Source organism: Neorhizobium sp. T25_27 (assembly GCF_002968565.1).
GTDB lineage: Bacteria > Pseudomonadota > Alphaproteobacteria > Rhizobiales > Rhizobiaceae > Neorhizobium > Neorhizobium tomejilense.
This window is the reverse complement of record NZ_PVBJ01000009.1, coordinates 65,534-80,118: the sequence shown is the minus strand read 5'-3', so window position 1 is coordinate 80,118 and position 14,585 is coordinate 65,534. Positions and strand designations below refer to the sequence as shown.

The window sequence follows — 14,585 nt, the reverse complement described above, 5'->3', positions numbered from 1 at the left end:
TCCCTTGCTCAGCTGTTCCCAAAGTCTCACCCAGTTGAGAAGCATGGCGGTCACTCCATCTATGATGCGATGCCATCGAGCTAGTGATTTGCCGCGCGGCTTGTAGACGCGCCGGCGAAAGCCGCTTTTCATCCGTGAACGATGGGAAGATCACCGGTGAAACGATATGGTGCCTGATATGACGGACGCGGGCTGGGACGATCTCAAACTGTTTCTGCATGTGGCGAGCGAAGGGGGCTTGAGCGGCGCCGCCGCCCGCACGGGCTTCAGTGCCCCGACGATCGGCCGGCGGATGCTGGCGCTCGAACGGGCGACAGGCCGGACCCTGTTCGTGCGCAGCCAGCAGGGCTATCGACTGGCGCCGGATGGCGAAACGCTGCTCGAACACGTCCGCGCCATGCAAAGGACCGCCGACAGCATCGCCGACTGGAACGCACAGGCCTTTGCCATGCCGATCGTCTCTATCGGCGCCGATGCCTGGCTTTCCGGTTACATCTGCGATCACACGCCGGAGATCAGGGGCAGAGAGGACCGGTTCCGGCTCTGCTGCAAGTCGTTGCACAAGGGCGTCGATTTCACCTATCGCGAGGCGGATATCGGGATAGTCGCCCGGAGACCGGAATCAGGCAATGTGGCGATCCGCCGATCAGTCGTCGTCGCACACTCTATATATAGGGCGAGCGCCCTTGCCGAAGACGAGATCATGCCCTGGGTTTCGCTCGGCACCGACAACTCCCATTCCCCGGCCGATAAATGGGTGTTCCAGCATCACGAGGCTGATATTCGCACCTGGACCAATTCTCCGGATATCCTGCCGAGACTGATCGCCCGCGGCAACGGGCGCGGTGTGCTGCCGTGCTTCATCGGTGATTCCGTTCCCGGTCTGGTGCGCGAGGGCGGCATCATCGCGGAGCTCACCTATACAATGTGGATCGTCGCCAATGACGACGACCGGCACCGGCCGGAGGTACGCCAGGTCATCGAAAGGCTCGACACGCTTTTCAAACGGGAGGCGAAAAGATTTAGCGGCGATCAAGCCTAATCGAGCCCAACCAGACTTGCATGCCGGTGAAACGACCCTAATGTGTGCCGGTTTTAAAAGAACCGGAACTGAAGTCCATGCCCGCATTCTCGCGCTTTACACCGCTGATCAGCGCCCTTCCTGCCACCGTCCCCTTCGTCGGACCCGAGGCCATCGAGCGCAATCGCGGTCTCATGGTGAAGGCCCGCATCGGCGCCAATGAAAACGGCTTCGGCCCCGCGCCTTCCGTCATCGAGGCGATCAGCGCTGCGGCGGCAAGCACCTGGAAATATGCGGATCCGGAAAATTTCGAACTGAAGCAGGCGCTCGCCGCGCATCTGCGCTGTCAGATCAACAACATTGCCGTCGGCGAAGGCATAGACAGCCTGCTCGGGATGATCGTGCGGATGGTGATCGAGCCGGGCATGCCGGTCGTCACCTCGTTCGGCGCCTATCCGACGTTCAACTTTCATGTGGCCGGCCATGGCGGTCGGCTGGTGACGGTGCCTTACGTCGACGACCGCGAAAACCTCGATGGGCTGTTGGAAGCCGTTCGCCGCGAAAACGCGCCGCTGGTCTATTTCGCCAATCCGGACAATCCGATGGGAAGCTGGTGGGATGCCGACAGCATCGTCGCTTTTGCCAAGGCGCTGCCGGAAACCTGCCTGATGATTCTCGACGAGGCCTATTGCGAAACAGGCCCGGCCGGCGCGACGCCCGATATCGCCGCCCTGATCGACCGGCCGAACATTATCCGCACCCGGACCTTCTCGAAGGCCTACGGCATGGCCGGCTCGCGGGTGGGTTATGCGATCTCGACGCCCGGCACTGCTGAAGCCTTCGACAAGATCCGCAATCATTTTGGCATGAACCGGATCGGTATCGCCTCGGCACTCGCGGCGCTGAAAGACCAGGCCTACCTCTCCCAGGTGATCGGGCAGATCAAGGCCTCGCGGGACCGGATCGCGGCCATCGCTGAAACCAATGGACTGAAGCCGCTGGCGTCCGCCACCAATTTCGTGGCTATCGATTGCGGCCGCGACGGCGCCTATGCACGCTCGATCGTCGATGGGCTGATGGAGCACGGGGTTTTTATCCGCATGCCGGGTGTTGCCCAGCTCAACCGCTGCATCCGCGTCAGCACGGGCCCGGAATCGGACATGGCGCTGTTCGAAGAAGCGCTGCCGAAGGTGCTGAAGGGCCTATAGGCTATACGAAAAACGACCGCGCCGGCCTTGTTCCTGCCGGTCGCGGTCTCAATTTCCGACGATCGTCCCCGTCCAGACCGACCGCCCTGTCTCCCAATCCCTCATGGGTGCTGTCTTTTGGATTGTTCTCCCGCCGGCCCTCTTGCGGGGCCGGTCAATTCGTCGACCACGGCGCTCTCTGAAGGCGCTCAGTGCATGGTCATCCATTCGCGAGCGGCGCGGAGTGCCGCAGCCAGCTGCATCTTGCTCATCGTCTGAGCGAGGTCGGCGCGCAATTCGGCGGCGCGATCGGAGCCCTTGATCGCGGCGATGTTGAGCCATTTGTGTGCGGAGATCAGATCGACGTCGCAACCACGACCGGTCGCATACATCAGGCCCATTTCGCAGAAAGTGTCGGCGCGGGTTTCGCCACCCATGGTGGCCATTCCGGAATTGTTCATTTCAAAGCGTGCCATCGGTTTGATCCCTGTTAAAGCCTGTTGTTCGTCGTCTGCCCTGTTTTTTTGCCCTTTCGGGCTCCATCCGGATCACCGTCTTGAAGCGGCTGTTTCGATCCTTCCGGCCGGCGGTTTTTTCCGCTCGTTTGATGACTTCACTATGCGCCCAACCTTCCAAAAGACGCCTAAAAAGCATGATTAATTCAACGAAAACAAAGTTCAAACGCTTCGTAAATTTGAGTTTTTGTTAAACATGGGATGCCTTGCATCTTAAGGAATTTGCGGAGATTTTTACGAAAAGTTTAGGAAACGATTTAAACCGATTGCTAACCACGAATACGGTTCGGTTCGGTGAACCTGTCTCCAGGGCTATGGAAAACCCGGCTTCCCGAGCGCTGAAATTCCGCCATATCGGGCCCAAACTCATATTTACCTTTACGTGTGCGTAAGATAAATTTCAGCACGAGTTCGTCCAGAGGGGTGCGAACTGGAGGAAACCGCGCCGTCTGTCTGCTCTCGAAGAGCTCAGCGGCGGAAGCGAAGGAGGAGAACAATCATGATGCGCAGACTGATGCTTGTTGCAGTGCTGGCACTTGCCGCGACCGGAGCCCGGGCCGCAGAGCCGATCGAAGGCAATTGGAAGACGGCCAGCGGCGAAACCGCGGTGATCGGCAAATGCGGCACCGCCTATTGCGTGACGCTGAAGACCGGCAAACATTCGGGCAAGCAGATCGGCAAGCTCTCCGGCAAGGACGGCGAATATAGCGGCGAGATCACCGATCCCGCGGAGGACAAGACCTATAGCGGGTCCGGCTCGGTCAACGGCAATTCGCTCAAGATGAAAGGCTGCGTCCTCGCCATCCTTTGCAAGTCGCAGACATGGACCCGCCTCTAAGCCGATCGCCCGAATATCGTCTCATATAAGAAGTGCAGAAATGGCCGCGCCGGCAACGGCACGGCCATTTTTGGTTTCCAACCGTCAAGAGGTGCCCGATTATTTTGCTGCGCCGCATCAAGAAAAGGCAATTTGATCACGCGAACGGCATCGATTTGGGGCGTAAAAATTCGCGAAATTTCAATGTCACAGTTTTGTGAAAATCTTGAATACCTATTGAACACTATTTATGCCACAGAAAAGCCTCGAAAAAGACATGATTTCCGGAAAATTACACGCAGTCGGTGCAATTCCTTTCCGAACCAGATATCCTACTGATTTCACTTATTAATTATCTTACCAAATCGTAACTTAATCGATTTATTCGTGGCTTTTTCCGAGAAATAACCACGATAAGCACGTTTTACGTGCATTTTTTCCAAGCAGTTTTCGCTGTCAACGTTTCGTTGACAGCAGTCGCCGAAATGGGGGGCTTTCGGATCGAACCGATCGGTCCGATATCAGCATCGCAAACAGAAATTCACTCTGGTTCGGACCCAAGACCGAACCGAACATAACCCAAGGATAAAGACAATGACCAAGATCACTTCCGCATTCGCCGCAGCCCTTATCGCTTCGGTCTCGTTCGCTTCCGTCGCCCTCGCTGAAGGCGACTATTACGAAGGTGCCTCCAAGGCTTCGGCTACCGTCGACCATGTTCAGACCGGCAGCATTGCTCAGGATCAACAGAACCAGGTCCCGGCTCCGATCGGCGGCGGCGACTACTACGACGGCGCAAACCGCCCGAACTAACCGCAGCTCATTCAAGATACCGAAACAATTTCCGCAGGCCAGGTCGCAAACTAAAAGCCGCGGAACACTCTGAAGGGACTACCACCATGACCAAGATCACTTCCGCTATCGCTGCAGCCCTTATCGCTTCGGCCTCGTTCGCTTCCGTCGCTCTTGCTGAAGGCGATTATTACGAAGGCGTTACTCCGCCGTCGGCCGGCCAGCAGCACGCGGCAACGCATCAGAAGGCCAAGGGTTCGGCCAGCTACGGCTACACGGGCTCGGTCTCCAACGCCCAGGGTTCGAACCAGTCGTTCGACGGCACAGTCATCCTGAACCGTGGCGACTACTACGAAGGCGCAGTTCGTCCGAACTAACTGCAGCTCATTCAAGACACCGAAACAATTTCCGCAGGCCAGGTCGCAAACTGAAAGCCGCGGAACACTCTGAAGGGACTACCACCATGACCAAGATCACTTCCGCTATCGCTGCAGCCCTTATCGCTTCGGCCTCGTTCGCTTCCGTCGCTCTTGCTGAAGGCGACTACTACGAAGGCGCCTCCAAGGCTTCCGCCACCGTCGATCACGTTCAGACCGGCAGCATCGGCCAGAAGGTTGATGCCCAGAAGGCCGACGTCAACAGCGGCGACTATTTCGACGGCGCAAACCGCCCGAACTAACCGCAGCTCATTCAGGATACCGAAACAATCTCCGCAGGCCAGGTCGCAAACTCAAAGCCGCGGGTAACTCTGAAGGGACTACCACCATGACCAAGATCACTTCCGCTATCGCTGCAGCCCTTATCGCTTCGGCCTCGTTCGCTTCCGTCGCTCTGGCCGAAGGCGACTACTACGAGGGCGCCTCCAAGGCTTCCGCTGCCGTCGACCACGTTCAGACCGGCAGCATCGGCCAGAAGGTTGACGCCCAGAAGGCCGACGTCAACAGCGGCGACTATTTCGACGGCGCAAACCGCCCGAGCTAATCGCAGCTCATACAAGATACCGAAACAATTTCCGCAGGCCGGGTCGCAAACTTTGAAGCCGCGGAACACTCTGAAAGGACTACCACAATGACCAGGATCACTTCCGCTATCGCCGCAGCCTTCATCGCTTCGGCTTCCTTCGCCACCGCCGCTCTCGCCGATGAAGGCGACTATTACGAAGGCGCACAGCCCACCCAGCAGGCTCAGTCCGTCCATGGCGCCCGCGTCGATAGCTTCGGCTACACCGGTTCGATCGCTCGCGCCAAGGGTTCCGACCAGTCGAACCAGTCGTTCGACGGCACCGTCACCCTGGACCGTGGCGACTACTACGAAGGCGCAGTTCGTCCGAACTAACCGCCTCCTATTCAAGACAATGAACATATGTCCGCAGGACGGGTCGCAAACTCACTGCCGCGGGCAACTCTGAAAGGCATAAGACAATGACAAAGATGACTTCCGCCCTCGCCGCAGCGCTGATCGCTTCGGTTTCGTTCGCCGGTGCAGCACTTGCTGAAGGCGACTACTACCAGGGCGCCCAGAAGACCGGGCCTGCCACAACTATCGATCGCCTGAACACCGGCAGCATCGACCGTCAGGACGGCAAGCTTCCGTTCAACAATGGCGGCGGCCGCGATAACCGTGCTTCCAATCTGGACAGCGGCGACTACTACAGCGGCGTTAACCGCCCGAACTAACCCTGAAGTTCGTTCGCCATCGATAGCCGCACAGAGCCTTGCCCGGTGCGGGATCAAACAGACAGCAAACATACGGAAAAAAATGAAATACCAGCCGCGCGAGCGGCTGGTATTCGCAGTTCATTCAAGACACCGATTGGAAAGACGGGTCGCAATCGTCTTTCCGGTGCGTGATGGCCGGACTCTGAAACCAGCCATCGAGTTCAAGATTAAGTGAAGCTTTTCCACGAATCAATCACGTTGATGCTCTTCTTCGTGAGATTTCCTGCATTTGGCGCTGCGCCGCCGGTTTCCCGCAATATTACAGGCTTTTTTGCCGTTCAAAAAAAACCGCTAGTTGGCGGCTCCGCTCCATTTCTATTGGAACGATCCTCCCTTCCAGGGATTTGTACCTCGGACGGAGCGATGAACCTGTCGCTCCGCACCATGAGAACAGATGGAAAGGACAGGACAATGAGAAGCTATCTGACTTCCGGTATTGCCGCTCTTATCATTTCAGCAGGTTTTACTGGTGCAGCCATGGCGCAGGATGCCGTCTATCCTGACCCGAACGGCCTGCCGCAATCGCCGCCGACCATCCAGCAGGATCGCGGCCAGGATCGCAGTCAGGGCGTAGATACCATGTCGACCGGCAGCATCTATCCGAGCACCGGCTACATGTACAACAACAACGCGAGCGGCAACGCCGATCTCGATGGTGGACAGGACGAAGGCGACTACTACGACGGTACGTTGCGTCCGCATAACTAAGCAGTTGCTTCAAGATACCGCATCCCGCGCTGGTCGCACCAATGCACGGGATGACCTCTCCACCGACAGACCAATTTCGAAGCCGGCCCTCGTGGCCGGCTTTTTCATGAACGCAGTGCTCCGGTGGGGCGGCCGACGCCCCGGTGAGCGTGGCGCATTCCGCCCCCCTTCGGCGTTAACCATTCTGAACCCTGGATGAAACCTTCTCTCAGGACGCATTCAGCCCCGCGCCTTTATTCTGCCGTCATTGGCTTTGGGGAGAGAACCATGACCATCCTTGCACGCCGCCTGACAATCGTAACGCTGATCATGACCATTTTCGCATTCGCCTTTGCCGCACTCGTCGCCGTTCCGGCGCGCAACGATCTGCGCGTGCATCTTGGCACTGTGGTGCCCTGCTATCATCCCGCCACGCCGAACTGCGTCGCGGCGCTTTGAAAAAGTTCAGGTGTTCAATCGCGGGAGGCTTCCAACGTCGTTTGATTGTTATTGAGTTCTCTCTATAATAGCGCATGAACACACGAATCTTTTCCTTGACCCCGCTTTCCTTCATCAGCCCGAGCCCGGTAGAGCCGCGCGCCTTCGACAATCCGGTCGAGGCGGTCGATGCCCTGACCGAGCTCTACGAGCGCAATACGCAATTCCTCATCGATGCGTTCGGGGCGCTTGCCGATGGTGCTGCCGTGACCGGCCGCTACCGTGCCTGCTATCCGCAGGTCAGCATCGAGACGACCTCCTTCGGCCACGCCGACTCGCGCCTCTCCTACGGCCATGTCTCGTCGCCCGGCGTCTATACGACGACGATCACCCGCCCGAAGCTGTTCCGGCATTACCTGAAAGAACAGCTCGGCCTCCTGATGCGCAACCACAGCGTTCCGGTGACGATTTCGGAATCGACGACACCGATCCCGCTGCATTTCGCCTTCAGCGAAGGCGCGCATGTGGAGGCATCGGCGACCAGTTCGCTCGCCGACATCTCGTTGCGCGACCTCTTCGACACGCCGGATCTCAACAACACCGACGACCTGATCGCCAACGGCGAATACGACCAGGTGCCCGGAGAGCCGGCGCCGCTTGCGCCGTTCACCGCCCAGCGCATCGACTATTCGCTGGCCCGGCTCAGCCACTATACGGCGACCAGCGCCGATCACTTCCAGAACTTCGTGCTGTTCACGAACTACCAGTTCTATATCGACGAATTCGCCACCTGGGCGCGCGAGATGATGGCGCGCGGCGGCGACGGCTACACGGCCTTCGTGGAGCCCGGCAATGTCGTCACGCTTGCAGGCAACGACAAGCCGGAAACCGAGCCGGTCGTCCGCCTGCCGCAGATGCCTGCCTATCACCTGAAGAAGAAGGGTCATGCGGGCATCACGCTCGTCAATATCGGCGTCGGACCTTCGAACGCCAAGACGATCACTGACCATATCGCCGTGCTTCGACCGCATGCCTGGCTGATGGTCGGCCATTGCGCCGGTCTGCGCAACAGCCAGCGCCTCGGCGACTATGTGCTGGCCCATGCCTATGTGCGCGAGGACCACGTGCTCGACGACGACCTGCCTGTGTGGATCCCGATCCCGGCGCTGGCCGAAGTGCAGCAGGCGCTCGAAAGCGCCGTCGAGGAGGTCACCGGCTACCAGGGCTTCGAACTGAAGCGGATCATGCGCACCGGCACGGTCGCGACGATCGACAACCGCAACTGGGAACTGCGCGACCAGCGCGGACCGGTGAAGCGGCTCTCCCAATCACGGGCAATCGCCCTCGACATGGAATCTGCGACGATCGCCGCCAACGGTTTCCGCTTCCGGGTCCCCTACGGGACACTGCTCTGCGTCTCCGACCGGCCGCTGCACGGAGAACTGAAACTGCCCGGCATGGCGACCGCCTTCTACCGCACCCAGGTCAGCCAGCACCTGCAGATCGGCATCCGCGCCGTGCAGAAACTTGCGGCCATGCCGACCGAGACACTGCATTCGCGCAAGCTGAGAAGCTTTTATGAGACGGCGTTTCAGTGATGTTGTAAGGCCAGCCACCTTGGTGTATGATTTTCCGAATTCATACACACGAGGTGGCTATGCGCACCAATATCGAACTCGACGATGAACTGATCACCGAAGCTATGGAACTGACCGGCCTGCCGACGAAGAAGGCTACGGTGGAGCAGGCATTGAAGGATCTCGTTCGTATCCGCAGGCAGATGCGTGCGGTCGACAATCTCGAAGGCATAGGTTGGGATGGCGATCTCGATGACATGCGCAAAGACTCCATTCGCTTTGCCGATTGGGGCTTAGAGGGCCGCGAATGATCGTCGCCGACAGCTCGGTCTGGATCTCGTTATTTCGAAAAGACGATGTCGACGTCGCGGGTAGGCTGCGCTCCTTCATAGCCCAAGGCACTGTTCTTGTAGGCGATATCATCATGCTCGAAGTGCTTCAGGGCGCCCGTGATTACCATCAAGCCCGTTGGATCGAACAAAACTTCCGCGACTTTCCCGCCGCACAAATGCTGTCGCCCTCGCTCGCAGTAAAGGCGGCGGCCAATTACCGACTTCTTCGGGATCGAGGCGTCACCGTGCGGAAGACGATAGATATGATTATCGGCACCTATTGCATCGAACGCGGCCACCGCCTGTTGCATAGGGACAAGGACTACCTGCCGATGGTCGAACATCTCGGCCTGCAGATCGCCTGATCACTCGATCTTTGCCGGCCTCGCCGCCAGCAAGGACAGCGCCGTCCCTACCAGCGACGAAACGATCACCAGCAGATGCGTGTTGATCGCCGCCTGGCCGAGTTCCGCCAGGGGCAGTCCGGCCGTGCCGGCGCCGAAGGCGATGGCGCCGGCGGTGATGCCGGCGGGATAGGTACCGACGCCGGCCGGTGCATGCATGGGGAGCACCGAAGAAAGTTCGCCGCCGAGCGCACCGCCGAAGCTTGCGGCGATGGACAGCCCGCCAAGCAGGCCGAGGACCCAGGCGAGGACGGCGATCTTGGTGAACCAGTTGATCAGTGTCGCACCCCAGGCACGGGCAAAGGCTTTTGCATCGAGCGGCATGCCGGCTTCGACCTCGTCGAGCAATTTTCTCGCCTTGTCCGGCAGGACCTTGGCTGCAAACCGGAAGGCCGGGCCGCGCAGCGCGAAGGCGATAGCCGGCAGGATCAGGAAGGCGATCCAGAGCGCCCAGGCCCAGAGTTTCCCCGTCTGCAGCGCCAGCCCCGTGCCGGCGGCGGCGAGCAGCGCATGCAGATCGAAGAGCCGCATGACCAACAGCGCCGCGGTGCTGCGCGCAACGCCCAGGCCAAACTCGCGCTTCATCAGCAGCGGAAAACTGGCTTCGCCTGTGCGGAAGGGTAGCATGATGTTCAAGAGGTTATGGACCTGGACCAACCTCAGCAGCGTGCCGAACCGGCCGCCGGTCTCGACGGGAAAGTAGTCGTAGATACGCCAGGTGCGCAGAACGTAGGTGCCGAGCAGCAGCACCAGCGCTACCGCCGCCGAACCCCAGCCGGCGCTGCTCCACAGCGACACGACGCTCTGCCAGCCCCAGACCCACTGGATGAAAGCGGCATAGACGAGGATGATCGCCATCGTTGCGAGCGTCATCGCGTGGCGAATTATCCACGCCCGGCGGCTGGCAACCGGAGAATTCTTCATATAGTAGGGTGCCCCATGTGAAATTTCGGGTTTCGGCCATTATCAGAGGGCCTTTCAAGCCCGTGGTTTAGGAGAAACGCAAGGTGCGTACAACAGCAGAGTCGGTGACCAGCCGCATCGAGACGGCCGAGCCGATCGAACTGTCCCTCGTCGTGCCCCTCTTCAACGAAGAAGAAAGCGTGCGCCCGCTGATCGAACGGATCTGCGCGGCGATGGCCGGCTACGCGGCGAGCTGGGAACTCATCCTCGTCGACGACGGCAGCACGGACGCGACGATCGTCAATGCCCGCGAAGCGCTGAACCGTCCCGGCCTCGACCTGAAGATCGTCGCGCTGCAGCGCAATTTCGGCCAGACCGCCGCCATGCAGGCCGGCATCAACCAGGCAACCGGCCGGCTGATCGCCACGCTCGACGGCGACCTGCAGAACGACCCGAAGGATATCCCCGGCATGGTGGCCGAACTGGAGCGGCGCGAGCTGGACCTGCTGGTCGGCTGGCGCAAGAACCGCCAGGACGGGCTGCTGCTGCGCAAGGTGCCCTCCTTCATCGCCAACCGGCTGATCGGCCGCATCACCGGCGTGCGGCTGCACGACTATGGCTGTTCCCTGAAGATCTATCGCGGGTCGGTGATCAAGCAGGTCAAGCTGATGGGCGAGATGCACCGCTTCATCCCCGCCTGGGTCGCGGGCGTGGTGCCGAGCTCGCGGATCGGCGAAATGCCGGTGACCCACCATGCGCGCCAGCACGGCGTTTCCAAATACGGGATTTCCCGCACTTTCCGGGTGATCCTCGATCTGCTGTCGGTGATGTTCTTCATGCGCTTCAAGGCGCGGCCGGGGCATTTCTTCGGCTCGCTCGGCCTCGGGCTGGGGGCGCTGTCGGCGATCATCCTCTTCTACCTGTTCATCGACAAGTTCATCATGGGCAACGACATCGGCACACGGCCGCTGTTCCTCATCGGCGTCATGCTGTTCCTGTCGGCGGTACAGATGATCACCACCGGCATTATCGCGGAAATGATCGCCCGCACCTATTACCGCGATGACAACTCGCTCAGCTACATCGTCAGGGAAGTCTATGAGGGCGATGCGGCGCATCAGTGACGCGCTTGCCCGCCGTCCCGACCTCATCCTCCGGCTGATCGCGGCATATTATGTGCTCGCGATCATCCTCAGGGTGCTGCGCTCGGAGGCGCTCGAAAGCGACGAGGCGGAACAGCTCTACCAGTCGCAGTTCCTGCTGATGGGCTACGGCCGTCAGCCGCCGTTCTACAACTGGCTGCAATACGGGGCCGTCCACCTGATCGGCCCGTCGGTCCTTGCGGTCGCGCTGGTCAAGAACCTGCTGCTGTTCCTCACCTGTGCGGTCTATGGGCTTGCGGCGCGGGTGTTGCTGAAAGATCAGCGGCTCGTTGCCATCGCCATGATCGGCGTGATCGCCATGCCGGCGGTCAGCGTCATGGCGCAGCGGGACCTGACGCATGCGATCGCCACGCTGTTTGCCGTCGCGCTGTTCTTCTACGGTTTCCTCAAGACGCTGACGCGGCCGACCCTCTGGACCTATCTGCTCACCGGCATCGCAGTCGGGTTCGGGCTGATCGCCAAGTATAATTTCGTCATCGTGCCCGTCGCGGCGATCCTCGCCATCCTGCCGGAACCGGAGCTGCGCAAGCGCATTCTCGACTGGCGACTGATCCCGGCACTTGCCGTCACAGCGGTGATGTGCCTGCCGCACGGGCTTTGGGTGCTCGGAAACCTGGGCGAAGCGACGGCCGGGACGATCAAGGCGATGCGCGCGGACGCGTCGGGCAACCCCATTCTCGACCGGCTGTCCGGTATCGGCACGCTTCTGGCGGCGGTATTGGCCGGCGGGCTGCCGGTGCTCGCCTTTTTCCTGATCGCCTTCCGGCGGCCGCTCATCGATGCCTGGCGAGCGACGAACCAATGGACGCGGGTGATTGGCCGGACGCTCGTCATCTGCCTGATTGCTGTCGGACTGATCGGGCTCGGTTTCGGCGCCACCAGCATCAGCGAGAAATGGCTGTCACCGTTCCTGGTACTGCTACCCCTCTATCTCTGCCTGAAGCTCGAGGCCGCCAAAGCGGACACCAGCCGCAGCATTCCGCGGCTGCTGTTTCCGGTGGCGGGGCTGGCGCTCGGCTTCGTCGTCTATATCGCGGTTGGCAATTTCATCGGCCCGATGTTCGGCGATTATACCAAGGAAAACCTGCCGTCCGGGCCGTTCATCGAACAGGTGGTGGCGGAGCATGCCGGTGCCAAGCCGGCCTATGTGATCACCGACGACCCCTATCTTGCCGGAAGCGCCCGACTGGAACTGCCGCAGGCCCGCGTGCTGCTGCGAAGTTTCGGGCAGACGCCGCCGCTCGGCGAGGCGGAGAGAAACCGGCCGGGGCTGATCGTCTGGCAGGGAGGCGGGGAAATGCTCGGTGCTCTCAAGCCATATCTGCAGGCGAACGGGGTTGCGGCGGAAGGTTTGGCGCCGGCGACCAAGGTCGTGTCTTATCTCTTCTCAGGTGGGCGGGATGGCGTCACGTTTGGATATGCCTGGGTGGAGCCGGGCAGATAGAGACCAACAGGCTCCCTCTCCCCCCTTGCGGGGGAGATGTCACCGGAGGTGACAGAGGGGGGTAGCGCCGCGAACTCGACTGCCGAAGAGTATGTTGAACCATCCCCCTCTTCCCCTGCCGGGGCATCTCCCCCGCAAGGGGGGAGATTGACTCGTGGCGACCGCTCAGTCCCTTATGCTATCCCGCAAATGATCCAGCGCCGCCCGCAACTTGTCGATCACTTCGTCCACTTCCGAACGACTGATGGTCAGCGCCGGCGAGGCGAGCATGCGGTCGCCGGTGGCGCGCAGGATGAGGCCGTTCTCAACACAGTGATTACGCACCAGCGTGCCGATATCGTCGGGCTTTGCATAACGCCGGCGGGTGCCCTTGTCGGCCGCAAGCTGCAGGCCGCCGATCAGGCCGACGCTTTCGGCCTGGCCGACCACCGCGTGATCCTCCAGGCTTTTCCAGGCAGCGGCAAAATAGGGGCCGATATCGTCGCGGACACGCTCGACCAGCCCCTCCTGCTCGATGATGCGGATGTTTTCGAGCGCAGCGGCAGCTGCAACCGGGTGACCGGAATAGGTGAAGCCGTGGTAGAAATCGCCTAACTCCTCGACCATCACGTCAGCGACGCGGTCGCTGACCAGCACGCCGCCGATCGGCAGATAACCGGAGGACAGGCCCTTGGCGATCGGCGCCAGATCCGGCTCGAAGCCAAAATGCTGGTGGCCGAACCAGGTACCCAGGCGGCCGAAGCCGCAGATCACCTCGTCGGAAACGAGCAGGATGTTGCGCGCCTTGCAGATGCGGGCGATCTCCGGCCAGTAGGTCTCGGGTGGAATGATAACGCCCCCTGCCCCCTGGATCGGCTCGGCGACGAAGGCAGCGACCCGATCCTCGCCGAGTTCGTCGATCTTCGCCTCGAGCTCTCGGGCGACTTTCAGGCCGAATTCGGCAGGCGAGAGATCGCCGCCCTCGGCATACCAATAGGGCTGGTTGATGTGGTGGATGCCCTCAATCGGCAGATTGCCCTGTTCGTGCATCAGCTTCATGCCGCCGAGCGAGGCGCCGGCGACCGTCGAGCCGTGATAGGCGTTCTTGCGGGCGATGACCAAGGTCTTCTCCGGCTTGCCCAGGGCCTTCCAGTAGACCCGCGCCATGCGGAACCAGGTGTCGGTCGCCTCCGAGCCGGAATTGGTGAAGAAGACGCGCTTCAGCTTTTCGCCGGTATGGCAGGCGATCTTCTGGGCGAGCAATGCCGCCGGCGCCGTCGTGGTGCCGAAGAAGGTGTTGTAATAGGGCAGTTCCTGCATCTGGGCATAAGCGGCGTCGGCGATCGACTTGCGGCCGTAACCGACATTGACGCACCAGAGGCCGGCAAAGGCGTCGAGATATTTCTTGCCCGTCGAATCGTAGATATGGACGCCTTCCGCGCGCTGGATGACCCGCGCACCCTTGGCGTTCAGCTGCTTCATGTCCGAGAACGGGTGCAGGTGATGCGCGGCATCGATGGCGGCGAGATTGGAAAGCGGCGGCATATCGGTCATGACTGTCTCTCTGCCCTAGATTGTGCCGTCAATTCTTATCGGCTACGAACAGAG

General features: G+C 60.5%; 19 protein-coding genes. 16 read left to right on the top strand and 3 right to left on the bottom strand.

What is annotated here, in order from left to right; all coding sequences use genetic code 11:
- Window positions 1-178: 178 nt before the first annotated feature.
- Together C5J24_RS22660 and C5J24_RS22655 are read left to right on the top strand one after the other, a co-directional pair.
- A complete protein-coding gene (locus C5J24_RS22660) occupies window positions 179-1,042 on the top strand; it encodes a LysR family transcriptional regulator (protein ID WP_105421435.1) in 864 nt (287 codons plus the stop codon).
- Between the two features lie 77 nt (window positions 1,043-1,119).
- The gene (locus C5J24_RS22655) at window positions 1,120-2,229 is read left to right on the top strand and encodes a pyridoxal phosphate-dependent aminotransferase (RefSeq protein ID WP_105421180.1); all 1,110 of its coding nucleotides are present in this window, start codon (window positions 1,120-1,122) and stop codon (window positions 2,227-2,229) included.
- 188 nt (window positions 2,230-2,417) lie between these two features.
- Here the strand turns inward: C5J24_RS22655 and C5J24_RS22650 are convergent, their stop codons facing one another.
- Window positions 2,418-2,684, bottom strand: coding sequence for a sel1 repeat family protein (locus C5J24_RS22650; RefSeq protein ID WP_046637522.1), 267 nt, complete (start codon window positions 2,682-2,684; stop codon window positions 2,418-2,420).
- A 538-nt stretch (window positions 2,685-3,222) separates the two neighbouring features.
- On the opposite strand from C5J24_RS22650, the gene C5J24_RS22645 reads away from it, so the two are divergent.
- The 12 genes from C5J24_RS22645 to C5J24_RS22595 all read left to right on the top strand — a co-directional run bounded on the left by C5J24_RS22645 (window position 3,223) and on the right by C5J24_RS22595 (window position 9,449).
- Window positions 3,223-3,561, top strand: coding sequence for a DUF2147 domain-containing protein (locus C5J24_RS22645; RefSeq protein ID WP_046629900.1), 339 nt, complete (start codon window positions 3,223-3,225; stop codon window positions 3,559-3,561).
- 573 nt (window positions 3,562-4,134) lie between these two features.
- The gene (locus tag C5J24_RS22640) at window positions 4,135-4,353 is read left to right on the top strand and encodes a hypothetical protein (RefSeq protein ID WP_105421178.1); all 219 of its coding nucleotides are present in this window, start codon (window positions 4,135-4,137) and stop codon (window positions 4,351-4,353) included.
- A gap of 86 nt (window positions 4,354-4,439) precedes the next feature.
- The gene (locus tag C5J24_RS22635) at window positions 4,440-4,709 is read left to right on the top strand and encodes a hypothetical protein (RefSeq protein WP_105421176.1); all 270 of its coding nucleotides are present in this window, start codon (window positions 4,440-4,442) and stop codon (window positions 4,707-4,709) included.
- 86 nt (window positions 4,710-4,795) lie between these two features.
- Window positions 4,796-5,011, top strand: a complete 216-nt coding sequence (locus C5J24_RS22630; protein ID WP_105421174.1) for a hypothetical protein — start codon at window positions 4,796-4,798, stop codon at window positions 5,009-5,011.
- A gap of 86 nt (window positions 5,012-5,097) precedes the next feature.
- A complete protein-coding gene (locus tag C5J24_RS22625; protein WP_105421172.1) occupies window positions 5,098-5,313 on the top strand; it encodes a hypothetical protein in 216 nt (71 codons plus the stop codon).
- An 87-nt stretch (window positions 5,314-5,400) separates the two neighbouring features.
- Window positions 5,401-5,667 carry a hypothetical protein gene (locus C5J24_RS22620; RefSeq protein WP_105421170.1) on the top strand — a complete coding sequence of 89 codons (267 nt, stop codon included), beginning with the start codon at window positions 5,401-5,403 and terminating at the stop codon, window positions 5,665-5,667.
- An 86-nt stretch (window positions 5,668-5,753) separates the two neighbouring features.
- Entirely contained in the window at window positions 5,754-6,008 is a 255-nt protein-coding gene (locus C5J24_RS22615; protein ID WP_105421168.1) for a hypothetical protein, read from the top strand.
- A gap of 213 nt (window positions 6,009-6,221) precedes the next feature.
- Window positions 6,222-6,758: a hypothetical protein gene (locus C5J24_RS32020; RefSeq protein WP_172724104.1), complete on the top strand. Its 537-nt coding sequence runs from the start codon at window positions 6,222-6,224 to the stop codon at window positions 6,756-6,758.
- A gap of 267 nt (window positions 6,759-7,025) precedes the next feature.
- Window positions 7,026-7,196, top strand: a complete 171-nt coding sequence (locus C5J24_RS32015; protein WP_172724099.1) for a hypothetical protein — start codon at window positions 7,026-7,028, stop codon at window positions 7,194-7,196.
- A gap of 74 nt (window positions 7,197-7,270) precedes the next feature.
- The gene (amn, locus tag C5J24_RS22605) at window positions 7,271-8,773 is read left to right on the top strand and encodes an AMP nucleosidase (RefSeq protein ID WP_105421164.1); all 1,503 of its coding nucleotides are present in this window, start codon (window positions 7,271-7,273) and stop codon (window positions 8,771-8,773) included.
- Window positions 8,774-8,832: 59 nt separating this feature from the next.
- Window positions 8,833-9,063 (top strand): type II toxin-antitoxin system VapB family antitoxin, encoded by a 231-nt coding sequence (locus C5J24_RS22600; RefSeq protein WP_105402835.1) that lies wholly within the window; start codon window positions 8,833-8,835, stop codon window positions 9,061-9,063.
- On the top strand, window positions 9,060-9,449 hold the full coding sequence (locus tag C5J24_RS22595; protein WP_105402834.1) for a PIN domain nuclease: 390 nt from the start codon (window positions 9,060-9,062) through the stop codon (window positions 9,447-9,449). The genes C5J24_RS22600 and C5J24_RS22595 overlap by 4 nt, the downstream gene beginning before the upstream one ends.
- On the opposite strand, the gene C5J24_RS22590 is transcribed toward C5J24_RS22595, so the two are convergent.
- Window positions 9,450-10,412 (bottom strand): lysylphosphatidylglycerol synthase transmembrane domain-containing protein, encoded by a 963-nt coding sequence (locus tag C5J24_RS22590; RefSeq protein ID WP_105421162.1) that lies wholly within the window; start codon window positions 10,410-10,412, stop codon window positions 9,450-9,452.
- A gap of 83 nt (window positions 10,413-10,495) precedes the next feature.
- Here C5J24_RS22590 and C5J24_RS22585 point away from each other — a divergent pair, with 83 nt between their 5' ends.
- On the top strand, window positions 10,496-11,515 hold the full coding sequence (locus C5J24_RS22585; RefSeq protein ID WP_105421160.1) for a glycosyltransferase family 2 protein: 1,020 nt from the start codon (window positions 10,496-10,498) through the stop codon (window positions 11,513-11,515).
- The gene (locus tag C5J24_RS22580) at window positions 11,499-12,998 is read left to right on the top strand and encodes a glycosyltransferase family 39 protein (RefSeq protein ID WP_172724103.1); all 1,500 of its coding nucleotides are present in this window, start codon (window positions 11,499-11,501) and stop codon (window positions 12,996-12,998) included. Before C5J24_RS22585 ends, C5J24_RS22580 begins: the two co-directional genes overlap by 17 nt.
- Before the next feature lie 165 nt (window positions 12,999-13,163).
- Here the strand turns inward: C5J24_RS22580 and C5J24_RS22575 are convergent, their stop codons facing one another.
- Window positions 13,164-14,531, bottom strand: a complete 1,368-nt coding sequence (locus C5J24_RS22575; RefSeq protein ID WP_105402830.1) for an aspartate aminotransferase family protein — start codon at window positions 14,529-14,531, stop codon at window positions 13,164-13,166.
- Between the last annotated feature and the right edge of the window lie 54 nt (window positions 14,532-14,585).